15 protein-coding genes are annotated in these 16,488 nt (G+C 60.1%); 12 read left to right on the plus strand and 3 right to left on the minus strand.

The annotated features are described in order from the left end of the window. Nucleotides 1–174: 174 nt before the first annotated feature. Together IWX87_RS17555 and IWX87_RS17560 are read right to left on the minus strand one after the other, a co-directional pair. Complete coding sequence (locus IWX87_RS17555; protein WP_196864807.1) at nucleotides 175–525, minus strand: copper-binding protein; 351 nt, start codon at nucleotides 523–525, stop codon at nucleotides 175–177. A gap of 40 nt (nucleotides 526–565) precedes the next feature. Beyond that, nucleotides 566–937: a DUF4148 domain-containing protein gene (locus IWX87_RS17560; RefSeq protein ID WP_196864808.1), complete on the minus strand. Its 372-nt coding sequence runs from the start codon at nucleotides 935–937 to the stop codon at nucleotides 566–568. Between the two features lie 151 nt (nucleotides 938–1,088). Between IWX87_RS17560 and IWX87_RS17565 the strand changes: the two genes are divergently transcribed. The 3 genes from IWX87_RS17565 (at nucleotide 1,089) to IWX87_RS17575 (ending at nucleotide 3,692) form a co-directional block, all read left to right on the plus strand. Continuing rightward, nucleotides 1,089–1,769 carry a heavy metal response regulator transcription factor gene (locus tag IWX87_RS17565; protein WP_196864809.1) on the plus strand — a complete coding sequence of 227 codons (681 nt, stop codon included), beginning with the start codon at nucleotides 1,089–1,091 and terminating at the stop codon, nucleotides 1,767–1,769. A gap of 14 nt (nucleotides 1,770–1,783) precedes the next feature. Next, on the plus strand, nucleotides 1,784–3,190 hold the full coding sequence (locus IWX87_RS17570; RefSeq protein WP_231374902.1) for a heavy metal sensor histidine kinase: 1,407 nt from the start codon (nucleotides 1,784–1,786) through the stop codon (nucleotides 3,188–3,190). A 220-nt stretch (nucleotides 3,191–3,410) separates the two neighbouring features. Continuing rightward, nucleotides 3,411–3,692, plus strand: coding sequence for a CopK family periplasmic copper-binding protein (locus IWX87_RS17575; protein ID WP_196864810.1), 282 nt, complete (start codon nucleotides 3,411–3,413; stop codon nucleotides 3,690–3,692). Nucleotides 3,693–3,736: 44 nt separating this feature from the next. Here the strand turns inward: IWX87_RS17575 and IWX87_RS17580 are convergent, their stop codons facing one another. Next, the gene (locus IWX87_RS17580; protein WP_196864811.1) at nucleotides 3,737–4,006 is read right to left on the minus strand and encodes a hypothetical protein; all 270 of its coding nucleotides are present in this window, start codon (nucleotides 4,004–4,006) and stop codon (nucleotides 3,737–3,739) included. Nucleotides 4,007–4,391: 385 nt separating this feature from the next. Between IWX87_RS17580 and IWX87_RS17585 the strand changes: the two genes are divergently transcribed. The 9 genes from IWX87_RS17585 (at nucleotide 4,392) to IWX87_RS17625 (ending at nucleotide 16,414) form a co-directional block, all read left to right on the plus strand. Beyond that, complete coding sequence (locus IWX87_RS17585; protein ID WP_280757718.1) at nucleotides 4,392–4,730, plus strand: hypothetical protein; 339 nt, start codon at nucleotides 4,392–4,394, stop codon at nucleotides 4,728–4,730. An 11-nt stretch (nucleotides 4,731–4,741) separates the two neighbouring features. Further along, nucleotides 4,742–6,163 carry a TolC family protein gene (locus IWX87_RS17590; protein ID WP_196864812.1) on the plus strand — a complete coding sequence of 474 codons (1,422 nt, stop codon included), beginning with the start codon at nucleotides 4,742–4,744 and terminating at the stop codon, nucleotides 6,161–6,163. Between the two features lie 45 nt (nucleotides 6,164–6,208). Next, entirely contained in the window at nucleotides 6,209–7,642 is a 1,434-nt protein-coding gene (locus IWX87_RS17595) for a multicopper oxidase family protein (protein WP_196864813.1), read from the plus strand. A gap of 193 nt (nucleotides 7,643–7,835) precedes the next feature. After that, nucleotides 7,836–8,351 carry a plastocyanin/azurin family copper-binding protein gene (locus IWX87_RS17600; RefSeq protein ID WP_196864814.1) on the plus strand — a complete coding sequence of 172 codons (516 nt, stop codon included), beginning with the start codon at nucleotides 7,836–7,838 and terminating at the stop codon, nucleotides 8,349–8,351. Continuing rightward, nucleotides 8,332–8,841: a DUF411 domain-containing protein gene (locus tag IWX87_RS17605; protein WP_370583952.1), complete on the plus strand. Its 510-nt coding sequence runs from the start codon at nucleotides 8,332–8,334 to the stop codon at nucleotides 8,839–8,841. The genes IWX87_RS17600 and IWX87_RS17605 overlap by 20 nt, the downstream gene beginning before the upstream one ends. An 11-nt stretch (nucleotides 8,842–8,852) precedes the next feature. Continuing rightward, entirely contained in the window at nucleotides 8,853–9,215 is a 363-nt protein-coding gene (locus tag IWX87_RS17610) for a copper-binding protein (protein WP_196864816.1), read from the plus strand. Between the two features lie 279 nt (nucleotides 9,216–9,494). Beyond that, nucleotides 9,495–12,812, plus strand: a complete 3,318-nt coding sequence (locus tag IWX87_RS17615) for a DUF2126 domain-containing protein (protein ID WP_196864817.1) — start codon at nucleotides 9,495–9,497, stop codon at nucleotides 12,810–12,812. 81 nt (nucleotides 12,813–12,893) lie between these two features. After that, the gene (locus IWX87_RS17620) at nucleotides 12,894–15,455 is read left to right on the plus strand and encodes a circularly permuted type 2 ATP-grasp protein (RefSeq protein ID WP_196864818.1); all 2,562 of its coding nucleotides are present in this window, start codon (nucleotides 12,894–12,896) and stop codon (nucleotides 15,453–15,455) included. Further along, the gene (locus IWX87_RS17625) at nucleotides 15,452–16,414 is read left to right on the plus strand and encodes a transglutaminase family protein (protein WP_196864819.1); all 963 of its coding nucleotides are present in this window, start codon (nucleotides 15,452–15,454) and stop codon (nucleotides 16,412–16,414) included. The genes IWX87_RS17620 and IWX87_RS17625 overlap by 4 nt, the downstream gene beginning before the upstream one ends. Nucleotides 16,415–16,488: the final 74 nt, after the last annotated feature.

Genomic DNA, 16,488 nt, shown 5'->3' on the forward strand with positions numbered 1-16,488 from the left:
GTGGTTTCGGAGAATATCGCCCACAAAACTGGCAAAAGTAACCCAGCAGAAAAATTTAGACTTTAATTAACGAATCAGGTTGACTGTCTACTAGCATAGCTGGGACCTTTTGGGCAGGCGTTTACCCTTCTGACGCTGGTGCCCGTATGGTCCATCAATCGTGACGAGCAAGGGCTACATGGCCGCTTCAATAGCCGTTATAACCAGAGCGCCATTGGATTTTTCAGCCGCAAACTTGATTTTGTCTCCGACCTGCATTTTTTCAAGCATCGCAGGATCTGTTGCCTTGAAGACCATTGTCATGCCAGGCATCTGAAGGTTTTCAATTGCCTCGTGCTTGATGGTGAGCTTGCCCTGCTCGGTGTCGATCTTGCGCACTTCTCCAGATGTCAACTTTGCGGAAACGGCAGGCATTGCAGTTTCACTCAAGGTTGAAGTCTGCACGTCAGAGGCAGCCATTGCGACCCCTGAACTGCCCGCAAACAGGGCTGCAGCCATCAGCAAAGCATTTATTTCTGTCTTCATGAAACTCCTAAGTGTGGTCGATCAATGAACGACCAGATGTTTACCGGCGGTACAGTTCACGGTTGCGGCGTTTTTCGGCGTCTGTCAACACCACGCTCGGCTTGGCAGTGTTGTGCGCAATGGTGTCGGTATGAACAAGAGCGCCTCCTTGAAACGCATAACTGTGCCGCGGGAGCGAAACACGCCGCTCGTTATCGACAAGCTTGCTGCCATCGGAAGTGACAGGATTGTTACGGAAGGCCTGCAACTCTTGCACGACCTCGGCGCGGGTTTTGGTGCTGGTGCTGGTATTGGCCTCAATGAGGCTAACGCCGCGCTCGTTGCCTGCCCAGCCGGTGTGGCTGTTGGCAAAAGCGGCAGGAACGGCAGCGGCCACCAGGGCCAGAGCAACAATGGTTTTACGAATGGACATGATCAAGCTCCTTTAATATCAACGGAGTTGTCCCAAGCCTGGGAGCAACCTGGATGCAACTGCTGCATCACGGGTTTAAATGTAGAAGCCGGGGGGCAACACCGGGCTGACCGGCAGATTACAAATACGTTATGCATGACGGGGAGCGATTTTGAAGATTTTGGTGATTGAAGACGAGCCCAGAGCGGCCGATTATTTGCGTCAAGGCTTGGCGGAAAGCGGCTACGCCGTGGAAGTGGCCCATAACGGAACGGACGGCCTGCACGCGGCGGTCAATGGCGATCATGCATTGGTGATTTTGGACATCATGCTGCCCGGCATTGACGGGTTTGCCGTCCTGTCGGCGCTGCGCACCACCCGGCAAGTGCCCGTTTTGATGCTCACAGCCCGGGGCAACACCGATGACAAGGTGCGCGGGTTTGACTTGGGCGCTGACGATTACCTGCTCAAGCCTTTTCAGTTCCCTGAACTGCTGGCCCGGGTGCGCGCCCTGCTCAAACGCGGCCAGCCTGCCCTGAAGGACCCCGTGTTGCGCACGGCCGATCTTGAAATCGATCCGGTGCGTCACCGGGCAACCCGGGCAGGCCAGCGCATCGACCTGTCTGCCAAAGAGTTTGCCCTGCTCACCCTGCTGGCCCAGAAGGCGGGTGAGGTGCTGTCCAGAACCCAGATCGCCTCGCTGGTGTGGGACATCCATTTCGATTCGGACACCAATGTGGTTGAAGTGGCAATCCGGCGGCTGCGCGCCAAGATCGACGACCCTTTTGACGACAAACTGATCCACACGGTGCGCGGCGTGGGCTATGTGCTCGAACGCCGCACCGGGCCATGATGCGAAGGCCAAGCATGGTTTGGTGGTCTCGAAACTCACTGGCCATGTGGATCGCCATGGCCAGCGCGTTGTTTGGCCTCATCCTGACCGGCGGGGCCATCGTCACCGGGTTTTATGCCCTGTCGCAGCAACTCGACGCCCGCGCTGCCCAAGAGATCAAGGGAAAGCGCGATTTGCTGCTGCACGTGCTGTCGGAAATGCCTTCGCCTGAAGCCATAGCGCAAAATCAGCACCGCTTTGGCGATCTCTTGATTGGTCATGATGACCTGCACCTGGCCTTGAGTGACCCCACCACAGGGCAACCGGTTATGAACTTTTCTTCTACCGCACAGCAGTCCGTGGTGGCGCTCGATGTCAAAGCGCCCACCGATTCGCTTATTTGCAGCTGGAGCAGCGCCAGTGGCGCCCAGTTCATTGCGGCTCGGGGTACCGGTTGGGTAGCCAATGGCAAAGCGGTGCGTTACTACCTTTCCTTGGACCGGCTCCATGACCGCAAGCTGCTCAGTGGATTTATACGCACCACATTGATTGCATTACCGGTGCTTCTGCTCCTGGTGGGGCTTGGCGCCTGGCTTATCGCGCGCACCAGTTTGTCACCCCTGCGCCGGTTCCATCGACTGGCCGCCTCCGTGGGCACCCAGTCGCTCAGCCAGCGGGTGTCATCGTCTGGGTTGCCCACAGAACTCTATGAGCTTGCCCAAGCGTTCAACAGCATGCTGGGGCGAATCGATGACGGCTACCAACGGCTGCAGGCGTTCTCCGGCGAGTTGGCCCATGAAATGCGCACGCCTGTGGCCACGCTGATGGGAAGAACGCAAGTGGGTTTGTCCAAAACCCGTACAGAAGCGGAGCTGCGAGAAGTTCTGGAAGGCAATGTTGAAGAGCTAGAACGCTTGACACGCTTGATCGCCGACATGCTTTTCATCGCCAGCGCCGAGCACAACGGAGATATTCTCAACCGTGAGCCGGTCGATCTCGCCCGCGAGGCACGGCAGGTTGTCGAGTATTTGTCGCTGCTCGCCGAGGAGCGCGGTTTGACACTGGAGGTATCCGGCGCTGCAACGATTGTGGGCGACCGGTGGTTGATCCAGCGCGCCTTGAGCAACCTGGTGTCCAACGCCATTCGCCATGCTCAAGACAATTCCCAGGTGGATTTGTTGATCGCTATTGACAATGATCGGGTTTCGGTAAGTGTTGTCAATGCAGGTGACGGCATTGCCCCGGACCATTTGCCCCACATTTTCGAGCGTTTTTACCGGGTGGACTCGGCCAGGGCTCGCCTGGACGGCGGCACGGGACTTGGCCTGGCGATCGTGCGCTCCATCATGTCTGCCCATGGGGGACAGGTGAGCGCACAAAGTGGGCTGGACGGCAAGACTACGTTCACGCTGTCATTTCCCCAAAAAATCGTTGTGCAGTGACATGCCTCACGGCCTGCTGCTGCGCCTGAGAAAGCAGATCGACCCAGAATTTTTGCGTATTGCGGACCCGATGGAATCTAACAAATTCGTAATGTTCCGGTCAGCCTGCAGTTGGCCTGAACACCTTACATTGCTGCCAGTGAGCCATAAAAGTGGCATCACAGAGCCCTTCAAAAAATTTTAAGGGCTATCTGAATACGAGCCGAAAAGGATTTTTATCATGCCTGCTTTCAAAGCTGTCGTTGGATTCAGTCTGGTCTTGTTGAGTGTCTCTGCCTTTGCCATCGATCGGGAGGGTATCGAAAAGTCCGTCAAGCTCAAAGACGGCTCGACCGTGCATGTATTCAAGGACGGCAAGATGGCGATGGAAAACAAGTTCGGCCGGCCCTACCGGATGAAATCCGGCCAGCCGATGCAAACCGCAGATGGACAGTCCATGACCATGAAGGGCGATGAGGTCGCCAGGCTGTCCAATGGCCAGCGCGCCCACATGAAGCCTTAAGCCTGACAGTGTCTGTACTTTGTCACACACGCCGCTGAAATCGATCATGGCCCGAGCGGTTCAGAGCAAGAGGGCATTTCGCTTACCATCGCCAGCAGCATTGCTGTGCAAAAATAAACTATTGAAAAATTTTTACCTCTGAACTGATCATGCGCCACCTGTTTATCGCTCTCTTGATTGCCTTGCTGCCGCTGCGCGGCTGGGTGAGCGAAGCCATGGCGACTGAAATGGTGGTGGCGCAAGTCCAGATGCAGCAGCAAGGCGCTGCCAAAGCAACCGCAGGGCATGTCCATGCAGTGGGTGAACCAGCTCACATTGTTTCCGATACATGGGCAGCCAAGGCAGCTTTGGCTGCAGCTGATTGTCCCGGCCATGCCTCGCAAGGAGACCCCCACGCAGCAGACACGCACTGCGAATCCTGCAGCGCCTGTCAGGTCTGCCATACGCTGGCGCTGACTCCTGCGCCTGCTTTCAGTGCTACTACGGCACCCAACCTGGGCGCACTGCCTCGCGCGGAAGTTGCCCAATTCACCAGTGCCCAAGCGGCACGGGGACAAAGACCACCGATTTCCTGATTTCCAGGCCCGTATTGGGCCTGTACTTGCTGCCGGCATGGCCCCTTATGGCCTTTGCATCGCATGCGATGCCCGGACAACCGCGATTTTTCCCATCGCCCCGCTTGTATTTCAGGAGATTTTTGTGACTATTCGTTTCTATTCAGGCCTGCCCGCTGCCGTGGGCTTATTGGTGGTGTCCTTGTGGGCCACCCAGGCCAGCGCGCAAGCGTCTGCGTCTGCAGCTTCGCCAGCAACCCTTGAGGCGCCAGCAGCTCCAGAACAAACCGCCCTGCCAGCTTACCGATCGGCGCTGGAGGGCTACCAGCGCTACACCGAAGAAAAAATGGTCAACTGGAAAGAGGCCAATGACGCCACCGCGCGCATTGGCGGTTGGCGTGCCTACGCCAGGGAAGCCAGCCAACCGCAAGCGCCAGAAGGCGCCGACAAGCTCAATTCCGGCGCCATGCCAGCCAAACCGTGACAGGAACCCCCATGAAAAGAATTTTTCGATTGACCGCACTGGCTACGGCCAGCCTGGTGCTGGCGGGCTGCGCATCGGTCAACATGGACCAGGCCGTGCGGGACACGAACGACACCACAAGCACATTCACCCAAGGCAAGCTCGAACTCAGCCGCACCGAGCAGCAAGCCCGAGCCAGGGCCAGGCTGAGCAGCGAGTTGCTGGCCAATCCCCTGGGCATGGACGAGGCCGTGCAGCTGGCGCTGGCCAACAGCCCGGCAGTGCAAACCCTGCTTGCCCAAAGCTGGTCCGACATGGCCCAAGCCAATCAGACCGGCCGCATTGCCAACCCGGTCTTCTCGTTCGAGCGCATCCGCTTTGCGGACGAACTCGAGCTCGGCCGGTTGCTGTCGTTTGGCCTGCTGGACTTGCTGACGCTGCCGCGCCGCCTGGAGATTTCAGAGGGTCAGATGGCGCAAGCCAGGGTACAGCTCAGCGCCAATGTGGTCGAGCAGGTCACCCAGGTACGCCAGGCATGGGTGCGCGCCGTGGCCGCGCAGCAGTCCTTGGCCTATGCACACCAGGTCAACCTGAGTGCGAAAGCCAGTGCCGAACTGGCGCGGCGCATGCGGCAGGTGGGCAATTTCACCAAACTGCAGCGCGCGCGCCATCAAAGCTTTTATGCCGACAGTGCGGCCCAGCTGGCGTCCAGCCAGCAAGCCAGCACCGCGGCCAGGGAAGACTTGATCCGGCAACTGGGTTTGACAGAGGCACAGGTCGGGCAACTCAAGCTGCCCGAGCGCCTGCCTGACTTGCCCAAGGCGCCGGTGCAAGCGGCGGTGGTCAATGCCAACGCTCCCGATCAGCGCCTGGATGTGAAGATCGCACGCAACCAGCTCGAGATGGCCGGCAAGTCGCAAGGCTTGAACCTCATCACCAGTCTGGTAGACGTAGAGCTTGGGGTGCGCCGCGACACCGTGTTCGACAACGCAGCAGGCACCAGCACACCGCGCAAAGGCTTCGAGCTGGACATTCGTCTGCCGATCTTTGACTGGGGCACGGCCAAGCGCGATGCCATGAACGCCCAGTCGCTGGCCGCAGCCAACCGCTACGAAAGCACGGTTCGCGGTGCGTCGTCGCAGTTGCGCGAAAGCTATTCAGCCTACCGCACCGCCTACGACGTGGCGCGCCACTACCGCGATGAAATCGTACCGCTGCGCCAAGTCATGGCTGAAGAAAACATCCTGCGCTACAACGGCATGCTGATCGGGGTGTTCGAATTACTGGCCGACAACCGTGACCAGATCGCCAGCATCACCGCCGCCCTCAATGCCTACCAGCAGTTCTGGCTGGCTGACGCCGCACTCGCCGCGTCCATGACCGGCAAGCCGACGGCATCGGCCATGGCCGCGCCAATGGCCGGCGGTAGCGGCGGCAACGCAGCCGGTCACTGAAACCGGTCACGCCCAGATTCACGAAACATATTGAACAAAACTCTTATGAACAACAGACGAAATTTTTTGACCGGTGCAGGCGCCATCACCACGGCGGTGGCCGCTGCTGCGGTGAGCCGGGTGGCCATGGCCGCATTGCCAGAGCCGGTGTTCCAGACCACGCCCGACACCATGGCGCCGCTGGTGCCCAATACGGGCCGCCCCTACAACCCGGTGGTCACCCTGAATGGCTGGACACTGCCCTGGCGCATGAACGCAGGCATAAAGGAATTCCACCTGGTGGCCGAGCCCGTGGTGCGCGAGATGTCGCCCGGCTTCAAGGCGCACCTGTGGGGCTACAACGGCCAGTCGCCCGGGCCCACGATTGAAGTGGTCGAGGGCGACCGGGTGCGCATCTTTGTCACCAACAAGCTGCCCGAGCACACCAGCGTGCACTGGCACGGCCAGCGCCTGCCCAACGGCATGGATGGCGTGACGGGCTTGAACCAAAAGGCCATTCCGGTTGGCAAGACCTTCGTTTACGAGTTTGTGGCGCGCCGCCCGGGTACCTTCATGTACCACCCACATGCCGACGAGATGACGCAGATGGCGATGGGCATGATGGGTTTCTGGATCACGCACCCCAAGGCCGCGCATCCCTTGATCGACGAGGTGGATCGCGACTTCGTGTTCCTGCTCAACGCCTACGACATTGACCCGGGCGCCTACACGCCCAAGATCATGACGATGCTCGACTTCAACCTGTGGAGTTGGAACAGCCGGATCTTTCCGGGCATCGATCCGCTGGTGGTGGCCAAGAACGACAAAGTGCGCATCCGCATGGGCAACCTGACCATGACGAACCACCCGATACACATTCACGGGCATGAATTTACCGTGACTGGCACCGACGGCGGACCGACGCCCAAGGCAAGCCGCTGGCCCGAAGTCACCGCCGATGTGGCGGTGGGGCAGATGCGCCAGATCGAGTTTGTGGCCAACGAAGAAGGCGACTGGGCCTTTCATTGCCACAAGAGCCACCACACCATGAACGCGATGGGCCACGACGTGCCGACGCTGATTGGCGTGGACCATCGCAAAGTCGTAAAAGACATCACCAACGTCATTCCCGACTATATGGTGATGGGCGAGCGCGGCATGGCCGACATGGCCGAGATGGAAATGCCTTTGCCGGACAACACCGAACGGATGATGACCGGCGCGGGCCCCTTCGGCTCGGTCGAGATGGGCGGCATGTTCAGCATTGTCAAGGTGCGCAAGGGCCAAAAAGCCGGCGACTACAAAGACCCGGGCTGGTACAAGCATCCGGCCGGCAGTGTGGCGTATGAATGGACCGGCGCACTGCCGAATCCGGCGCGCTTTGCCGCCGAGGGCGGCCAGACCATGAAAGCGCAGAACATGCCGATGAAAGAAGTTGAAGTTCAGGTTCGCAAGCCCGTGATGCGCGGTATGGGCGGTATGGGCGGTATGAATCATTGACGATCAGCATTCCATCCATCGAAGAAGGCATCTTGTGCAAAACCGAATTACTATCAAAATAGTAGCTGTCAGCACAATATACACCTGCGCTACAGCCTTTTTTTAACAAATTTTCAGGCCTGTCGTCTGCTTGCAAACTGGCGCTGGCCCGACCACTACATTTTTTTCCATTCCCACGCTTGAAAGGTATTTCATGAAATCACGCAACCTACTGATCGCCATCCCCGGCATCTTTTTGGCCATGACGGCAATGGCCGCAGGCAACCACGCCGGGGGCCACGGCAGCGTCGAGGAGATCGGCAAACCCGGCGTTGCCGCCAACGTGACACGCACCGTCAACGTCGACATGACCGACGACATGCGCTTTCACACCTCAAAAATCGCCGTCAAGCAGGGTGAAACCATCCGCTTTGTTGCCAAGAATTCCGGCCAGGTCAAGCACGAAATGGTGCTGGGAACCCAAAAGGAACTCAAGGAACACTATGAGGTGATGAAGAAAAACCCCGAAATGGAGCATGCCGACGAAAACATGGTGACGGTCGCGCCCGGCAAGAGCGGCGAAATCATCTGGCATTTCACCAAGGCTGGCAAGGTGGACTTTGCCTGCCTGCAGCCTGGCCACTTTGACGCCGGCATGAAGGGGGTGGTCAATGTGGCAGGCGCCAACGTGAAAGCCAAAGGTCAGAGCCATGGCGAGCATGCACATTAATTCCGTTTCTCGTCGCTTCGCATTGAAGCTGCCGTTGGCACTGCTGGGCCCTGCCGTCGTCGTGCAGCCTTTGGGTGCGCTGGCAGCCAGCAGCGCCAGCCCCATCAGCGTCTGGAAAACGCCAAGCTGTGGCTGCTGCCATGAATGGGTGGCGCATCTGCGCAAGAGCGGCTTTGAAATGACAACCCATGACGTCGAAGACACGGCGCCCTTTCGTCAACAATTTGGCTTGGATGCCAAATTTGCTTCTTGCCACACTGCGCGTCTGGGCAACTATGTGGTGGAGGGCCATGTTCCGGCGAAAGAACTGCGCCGCTTGCTGCGCGAGCAACCCAAGGCGCTTGGCCTGGCCGTGCCCGGCATGCCGATGGGCTCACCGGGTATGGAAATGGGCAACACCCGGGATGCCTACGACGTGCTGCTGGTGTTGAACGATGGCAGTTCGCGCATTTACCAATCCTACCCTTCCCGATCTTCTGTTAAATCCTGAAAGAAAACACCATGAACTCAAAATCCCTCAAATCTGTGCTGATCCTGACCGCCGTCCTGGCCAGCGCTTCAGCGGCCTATGCAAGCTCGCATGGCAGCGCACCCATGATCAAGGACGATGCGAAAAAAGAAATGCCCATGGCCGCTTCAGCCGAGATGGCTGAAGGCGAAATCCGAAAAGTGGACATGGACAACAAGAAAATCACCCTCAAGCACGGTGAGATCAAGAACCTGGACATGCCTGGAATGACCATGGTGTTTCAGGTCAAGGACGCGGCCCTGCTGGAAAAAGCGAAGGTCGGCGACAAGGTTCGCTTCAAGGCTGAAAAATCCGGTGGTGCGCTCGTGGTGACGGACATGCAGCCCGCCAAATAGCCATTCATCGCTTCATCTATCCAATCCAGGCCATGATGGGTCGGCCTTCAGCAGCCTGATGGGTCCCTCGACCAATGGCCAGGGGCAAGGACGGGCTATGCGCTTTAACCCTGGCCCGTTAGTCAATGCGGGTGCATTCGATAATCAGCGTCAAACCTTCGGCTATCACTGCTATAACCTGTAAATCCGGGCATGAATTGTGCGTCCGGTACAGTTTTTCAGTTTTCCGTCATGCGGCCCCGTCCGCGTTTTCGCTTATTCATCGAAAGGCACCCTCTCATGGCCATCCGTGTTGCGCTGCACCACAAAACCAGCTACCACTACGATCGCCTGGTCGCACTGTCACCACATGAGGTGCGCCTGCGGCCAGCGCCCCATGCGCGCACCCCGATTCTTTCGTATTCGTTGACCGTCACGCCGGAAGACCACTTCATCAACTGGCAGCAAGACCCGTACGGCAATTACATCGGCCGCTACGTGTTCCCTGAAAAATCAGACAAGCTCGAATTCACGGTCGATTTGGTGGCGGACATGACCGTCATCAATCCGTTTGATTTTTTCGTCGAAAAATATGCTGAATTTTTCCCGTTCAGTTATCCGGTTCAACTGGCCGCCGAACTCAGCCCCTACCTGAAGATCGACAAGCCCGGTGAGTTGCTGGTGGCCTGGGTGGCGGCGGCGCGGCGCGACCTGCTGAAGAAAAACCTGGCGACCAACGACTTCCTGGTGGCGGTGAACCAACGCCTGCAGGGCGACATTGCCTACTTGCTGCGGATGGAGCCGGGCGTTCAGACCCCTGAAGAAACGCTGCAAAAACGCTCGGGCTCCTGCCGCGACAGCGGGTGGCTGCTGGTGCAGATCATGCGCGAGATGGGTTTGGCTGCACGGTTCGTGTCGGGTTACCTGATCCAGCTGCGCGCCGACCAGGCCTCGCTGGATGGCCCGAGCGGAACCGAAGTCGATTTCACCGACCTGCATGCGTGGACCGAGGTGTATGTTCCCGGCGCCGGCTGGATCGGGCTGGACCCGACATCGGGCATGCTGGCCAGCGAAGGCCATATTCCGCTGGCCTGCACGGCCATGCCGTCATCGGCAGCGCCGGTGACCGGCTTTACCGACAAGGCCGAGGTGACGTTCTTCCATGAAATGACGATCACGCGCATTCATGAAGACCCGCGCGTCACCAAGCCGTACACCGAAGAAGATTGGCAAAAAATCAACCAGCTCGGCCAGCAGGTTGATGCCGACCTGAAGCGCCAGGATGTGCGCCTGACGCAGGGCGGTGAGCCGACTTTTGTGTCCATTGACGACATGGACGGCGCCGAATGGAACACCTTGGCGCATGGCGACAAGAAGCGTGAACTGGCCGGCCAGCTCATGCATCGCCTGAAAAATCACTTTGCGCCTGGCGGCATGCTGCATTACGGCCAGGGAAAATGGTACCCGGGCGAGCCACTGCCGCGCTGGGCCCTGAACATTTACTGGCGCATTGACGGCCAGCCGATGTGGCTTGATCCGACGCTGTTTTCGGACGAGGCCCGAGCCGACGGCTATGGCAGCGAAGAGGCCGAGCTTTTCAGCACCGAGTTGGTCAAGGCGCTGGGTTTGCCGGCCCACAGCCAGATTCCCGCTTATGAAGATGTGTTGCAGCAAGCGCGGCTGGAGCAAGGCCTGCCGGTCAACCTGGACCCACTGCAGGCTGACCTGAAAGCGCCCGAGCAGCGGCGACGCCTGGCGCGCCTGCTGGAAGACGGACTGGGCCAGGTCGTGGGCTATGTGCTGCCGCTCAAACCCAGGGACCTGGACCCAAGCATTGCACTGGGAACCGCCTGGCGCACGTCACCCTGGCCGCTCAAGCGCGAGCATCTTTACCTGACCGAGGGCGACTCGCCCCTGGGGCTGCGCCTGCCGCTGAATGCACTGCCCTGGGTGCAGCCCGACGAAAAAGAGCCTGAATTCGACGTCGATCCTTTTGCACCGCAGACACCACTCGATGCCGGCCGAAAGGAAAAACGGGGAACGGCCAAGGTGAAGAAGCCTGTGCTTGCCGACGAGCAGCCAGAGCCACGCGAAGTCATCCACACCGCGCTGTGCGTGCAGGTGCGGGGTGGCCGGCTGCATGTCTTCATGCCGCCGGTCAAACGCATCGAGGACTACCTGGCGCTGGTCACGTCGGTCGAGAACACGGCGGCCAAGCTCAAGCTCAAGCTGTGGATCGAAGGCTATCCGCCGCCGCGCGACCCGCGCATCAAGCTGCTCAGCGTCACGCCCGATCCGGGTGTTATCGAGGTAAACATCCACCCGGCGGCCAGTTGGAACGAGCTGGTCTACAACATGACCACGCTGTACGAAGAGGCCCGGCTGACGCGCCTGGGCACTGAAAAGTTCATGGTCGATGGCCGCCACACCGGCACCGGCGGCGGCAACCACGCCACGTTAGGGGGCGCGACCGCCGAAGACAGCCCGATGTTGCGCCGGCCCGACCTGCTGAAAAGCCTGATCACCTACTGGCAGAACCATCCGGCGCTGTCGTACCTGTTCTCGGGCACCTTCATCGGGCCGACCAGCCAGGCGCCGCGCGTTGATGAAGCACGCGACGACAATCTGTATGAACTGGCAATTGCCTTCCAGCAGATGGACAAGGTGCTGCCCACGATGCAGCCGGGCGACAAACCCTGGATGGTGGACCGGCTGCTGCGCAACCTGCTGGTCGACCTGACCGGCAATACCCATCGCTCGGAATTTTCCATCGACAAGCTGTACTCCCCTGACGGCCCGACCGGCCGGCTTGGACTGGTCGAATTCCGCGCTTTTGAAATGCCGCCGCATGAGCGAATGAGTCTGTTGCAGATGCTGCTGCTGCGCGCGCTGGTAGCGCGTTTCTGGCGCCAGCCCTACCAGGCCAAACTGGTTCACTGGGGCACTGCGCTGCATGACCGCTGGATGCTGCCGCATTTCGTGGCGCAGGACATCCGCGACGTCGTCAAGGATTTGCGTGCCTCGGGCTACGCCTTCGAAGAGCATTGGTTCGACCCGTTCATCGAATTCCGGTTTCCCCGCTTTGGTACCGTGGTGTATGAGGGCGTGGAGATGGAGCTGCGCCAGGCCATCGAGCCGTGGAATGTGCTGGGCGAGGAAATGACCGGCGGCGGCACGGCGCGCTATGTTGATTCGTCAGTCGAGCGCATGCAATTGCGGGTACGCGGACTGACCGACGGGCGCCATGTGATCGCCTGCAACGGGCGCATGCTGCCGCTGCATCCGACCGGCGTTCCAGGTGAGTATGTGGCGGGCGTGCGTTTTCGCGCCTGGAGCCCGTGGTCCGCCCTGCACCCGACCATCGGTGTGCAGGCGCCGCTGACCTTTGACCTGGTGGACACCTGGAGCGGCCGCGCCATTGGCGGCTGCACCTACCACGTCGTGCATCCGGGCGGACGCAGCGAGGAGCATTCGCCGATCAATGCCAATGCGGCCGAGGCACGCCGGTTTGCGCGCTTTTGGTCGCATGGTCATACACCTGGACCCATGAACGTGTATAAAGAAGAGTTGAACCCAGGCTTTCCCATGACGCTCGACTTGCGGTGGCAGCCTTATTGACTGTGTCCTTGCACGGTCACCCAACGCGGATGTCTCGCTTCTGGGCCATCCGCGTTTTTGCAAGAGAAATAACCCGATCCGATGTTGAATCAACTGCTTGCCGGTTATCCGGCTGCGCCAGATAGTTTTGATGAAATGCTGGAGGGCTCTGGCCAGCCACGCGCACACTGGCGCACCTTTCTGGACAGCATGGCACATGAAGCGCCTGATGTCATGCGCAAGCGCACCGAGTCGGTACAGCGACAGGTGCGTGAAAATGGGGTCACTTATAACGTCTATACCGACGACAAAGGTGTGCAACGCCCCTGGGACCTGAATGTCCTGCCGATGATCCTGCCGCATGGCGAGTGGGCAGGCATCGAAGCCGCGGTGATCCAGCGCGCCACGCTGATGAACCGGCTGCTGATCGATGTCTATGGCGAGCAAAAAATGCTGGCAGAAAGGCTGTTGCCGCCAGCGCTGATTCATGGACATGCGGGCTTCCTGCGGCCATGCCATGGCATGCAGCACAAGGACGGCGTCGCCCTGCACTTTTATGCCATCGACCTGGCTCGGGCGCCCAACGGCGGCTGGTGGGCCGTGGCCGACCGGACACAGGCACCCTCGGGCGCCGGGTATGCGCTGGAAAACCGGTCGGTCATCTCGCGGACCTTTCCTGACCTGCTGCGCGACTTGAACGTCCAGCACCTGGCGGGCTTTTTTGACACCCTGCGCGACAGCCTGGCCACCTGGGGGCGCCAGTGCGCCGCCAATGGCCATGGCATACCGCTGCGCGAAAGTGAAGCGCCGCTGATCGTTCTGCTGACACCCGGGCCGTACAACGAAACCTATTATGAGCAAGCCTACCTGGCACGTTATCTGGGGTTGCCACTGGTTGAGGGCAGCGACCTGACGGTGCGGGACGGCATCGTCTGGCACAAGACCCTGTCCGGCCTGCAGCGTGTGCATGTGGTGATGCGCCGGGTTGACGATGACTACTGCGACCCGCTTGAGCTTCGCGCCGATTCTGCGCTGGGTGTGGCCGGATTGACCGACGCCGCCCGGCGCGGCAATGTGCTCATCGCCAACAGCCTGGGATCGAGCCTGCTGGAGTCGGGTGCGCTGCTCGGCTTTCTGCCCTTGCTGTGCAAGCGTCTGCTGGGTGAGCCACTCAAGATGCCCTCCGTTGCCACTTGGTGGTGCGGCGAACCGGCTGCGCTGGAAGTGGTGATCAACCGGCTTGACCAGCTCATCATCAAGCCGAGCTTTCCCCAGCTCCGGGAATTTCCCGTCTTCGGCAAAGACCTGAAGGGAGAGGCGCGCGCAGCCTTCATCCATAAGCTGCGCGCCAACCCCAAGAACTACGTGGCGCAGGAACTGGTGCGGCTGTCCCAGGCGCCGGTACTGAATCCCGATGCGCCCGGCAGCTTGAGCGCCCGCGCCATCGGCCTTCGGGTGTATGCGTGCGCCACGCCGAATGGCTATGTCGTGATGCCCGGGGGACTGACCCGCGTGGCAACAGGCAGGGATGCGCGCATCATCACCATGCAGCGTGGCGGCGGCAGCAAGGACACCTGGATACAGGCCAGCCAGCATGTCGAGGTGCCCAGTCTGCGCAAACGCACCATCACGCACCAGGACCTGGTTCGCGACGACACGCATATTTCCAGCCGCGTGGCAGAAAATCTATTCTGGTTCGGCCGCAATGCCGAGCGTTGTGACAACACCGCCCGACTGCTTCGGGTTGCACTGAATTTCCTGTTCAGTGTGGGACCGACCAATCACGGCGACGAATGGCCGACCGTGGTGGCGCTGTGCACCTGGTTCGGCCTGATCGAGTCCACAGAAAACACGCCAGTTCAAAGTCAAACTCAGAACCAGACACAGGCCGGCAAGACGGCATCCTTTTTGAGCGACACCAAGATTGAGGCCGCACTGATGCTGGCAGTGGCGTCGCCCGACGTTCCGGGGCTGGCCAGGCAGCAGCAGCAGCTCTTCCAGAGTGCCGGCCAGTTGCGTGAACGCTTTTCCGTTGACAACTGGCGCGCCTTCAACCAGATGGTGCAAAGCGTGTCTGGTGCTGGCGTCCGGCTGTCCCAGTCGGAGGCGATGACCATTCTTGACGACGCCACCACCGCGCTGATGACCATGTCCGGCTTTGCCCTTGACGGCATGAGCCGCGACCTGGGCTGGCGTTTCATGTCCCTGGGACGGCGTCTGGAACGCCTGCAGTTTCAGGCGGTGACGCTGCAACATGCGCTTGGCATGCAAGCCAATGGCAACCTGGACTGGCTGCTGGAACTGTCCGACTGCATCATCATCTACCGCGCCCGCTACCGCGCACAGCCCGAATGGCTGCCGGTGCTGGATTTGCTGTTACTGGACGAAAGCAACACCCGTTCGATCCTTTTCCAGCTCGAAGGCGTCCTCAAGAGCCTGACGAAAATATCGCTGACCTACGGCTCGTGTGGGGAACAGGAACTCACGCTGTTGAGGAACGAGTTGGTGTCGCTGGCGCCCGACACAGACCTGTATTGCGGCAATGCGCACCTGATTGACCTGCTCCGTCGTATTAAGGTGGCAAGCGCGCAAATGTCGCAACAGGTCAGCGTTCAATTCTTCAGCTACACCGGCAGCCACCCAACGAGGACGCACACAGCATGAATTCCTTGCCCGTGAGCCCTGCCGTGCGCGCCCGTTATCACGTTGTTCACGAAACCCAGGTGAACTACGCAAGCACAGTCACGCTGTCCCAGCAATACCTGCACATGACGCCGAGGTCTTTCTCCTACCAGCAAATCGAGTCGCATGCGCTGTGGGTGACGCCAACAGAAAACGATGGCGTGGACGGGATGGATTATTTTGGCAACCAGACCCGCCAGATCACCATCACCGCAGCGCACCAGAGCCTGCTGGTGCATGCCGAATCAACGGTCGCACTGATGCAGCGTCCCGATCTGGACAGCATCCAGAAAAGCGCTTCGTGGGAAAGCCTGCGCGACCGGCTGCAGCAGGGCATGGAGACGGCCCTGGCTGACGCCTACCGCTATCTGTATGCTTCGCCGCATGTGAGCTGCAGCCTTGAGCTGGAAGCGTTTGCGCGCATCAGCTTCACGCCGGGCCGGGCGCAACTTGATGCCGCGCTCGACCTGACCCAGCGAATTTTTGACGAGTTCGATTTCGACGCGGACGCCACCGACATTTCCACGCCACTCGACGAGGTGCTGCGCGGCCGCCGGGGCGTTTGCCAGGATTTTGCCCAGTTGATGATTGGCTGCCTGCGCAGCTTGGGCCTGCCTGCGCGCTACATGAGCGGCTACATCCTGACGCACCCGCCGGCCGGCCAGCCACGCATGATCGGTGCCGATGCGTCGCATGCCTGGGTGTCGGTTTTTTGCCCCGACCTGGGTTGGGTGGATTTTGACCCGACCAACCGCTGCCTGGTGCAGCACGAGCACATCACCCTGGGCTGGGGCCGCGATTTCAGCGATGTCACACCGATGCGCGGCGTGGTGCTGGGCGGCGGCGAGCAGGAGCTTGAGGTGCGGGTGACCGTCACACCGCTGCCGCTGAACGGCCTGTCGGGTTCGGGCAATCAGGTGCCGGCAGGTTTTCCGGCTTGAGCGGCGATGGATGCTGCTTGCCGGCAGGTCGTGTCAACCGTTGGAATCCGGCCCCCCGTGCCGGCGCATCATGT

The sequence above is a fragment of the Polaromonas sp. CG_9.7 genome (genome assembly GCF_015752205.1).
Lineage (GTDB): Bacteria > Pseudomonadota > Gammaproteobacteria > Burkholderiales > Burkholderiaceae_C > Polaromonas.

Coding starts and splice junctions, on each gene's coding strand:
- IWX87_RS17555 (WP_196864807.1), bottom strand. CDS start 525: ATGAAGACAGAAATAAATGCTTTGCTGATGGCTGCAGCCCTGTTTGCG.
- IWX87_RS17560 (WP_196864808.1), bottom strand. CDS start 937: ATGTCCATTCGTAAAACCATTGTTGCTCTGGCCCTGGTGGCCGCTGCC.
- IWX87_RS17570 (WP_231374902.1), top strand. CDS start 1,784: ATGGTTTGGTGGTCTCGAAACTCACTGGCCATGTGGATCGCCATGGCC.
- IWX87_RS17575 (WP_196864810.1), top strand. CDS start 3,411: ATGCCTGCTTTCAAAGCTGTCGTTGGATTCAGTCTGGTCTTGTTGAGT.
- IWX87_RS17590 (WP_196864812.1), top strand. CDS start 4,742: ATGAAAAGAATTTTTCGATTGACCGCACTGGCTACGGCCAGCCTGGTG.
- IWX87_RS17595 (WP_196864813.1), top strand. CDS start 6,209: ATGAACAACAGACGAAATTTTTTGACCGGTGCAGGCGCCATCACCACG.
- IWX87_RS17600 (WP_196864814.1), top strand. CDS start 7,836: ATGAAATCACGCAACCTACTGATCGCCATCCCCGGCATCTTTTTGGCC.
- IWX87_RS17605 (WP_370583952.1), top strand. CDS start 8,332: ATGGCGAGCATGCACATTAATTCCGTTTCTCGTCGCTTCGCATTGAAG.
- IWX87_RS17610 (WP_196864816.1), top strand. CDS start 8,853: ATGAACTCAAAATCCCTCAAATCTGTGCTGATCCTGACCGCCGTCCTG.
- IWX87_RS17615 (WP_196864817.1), top strand. CDS start 9,495: ATGGCCATCCGTGTTGCGCTGCACCACAAAACCAGCTACCACTACGAT.
- IWX87_RS17620 (WP_196864818.1), top strand. CDS start 12,894: ATGTTGAATCAACTGCTTGCCGGTTATCCGGCTGCGCCAGATAGTTTT.
- IWX87_RS17625 (WP_196864819.1), top strand. CDS start 15,452: ATGAATTCCTTGCCCGTGAGCCCTGCCGTGCGCGCCCGTTATCACGTT.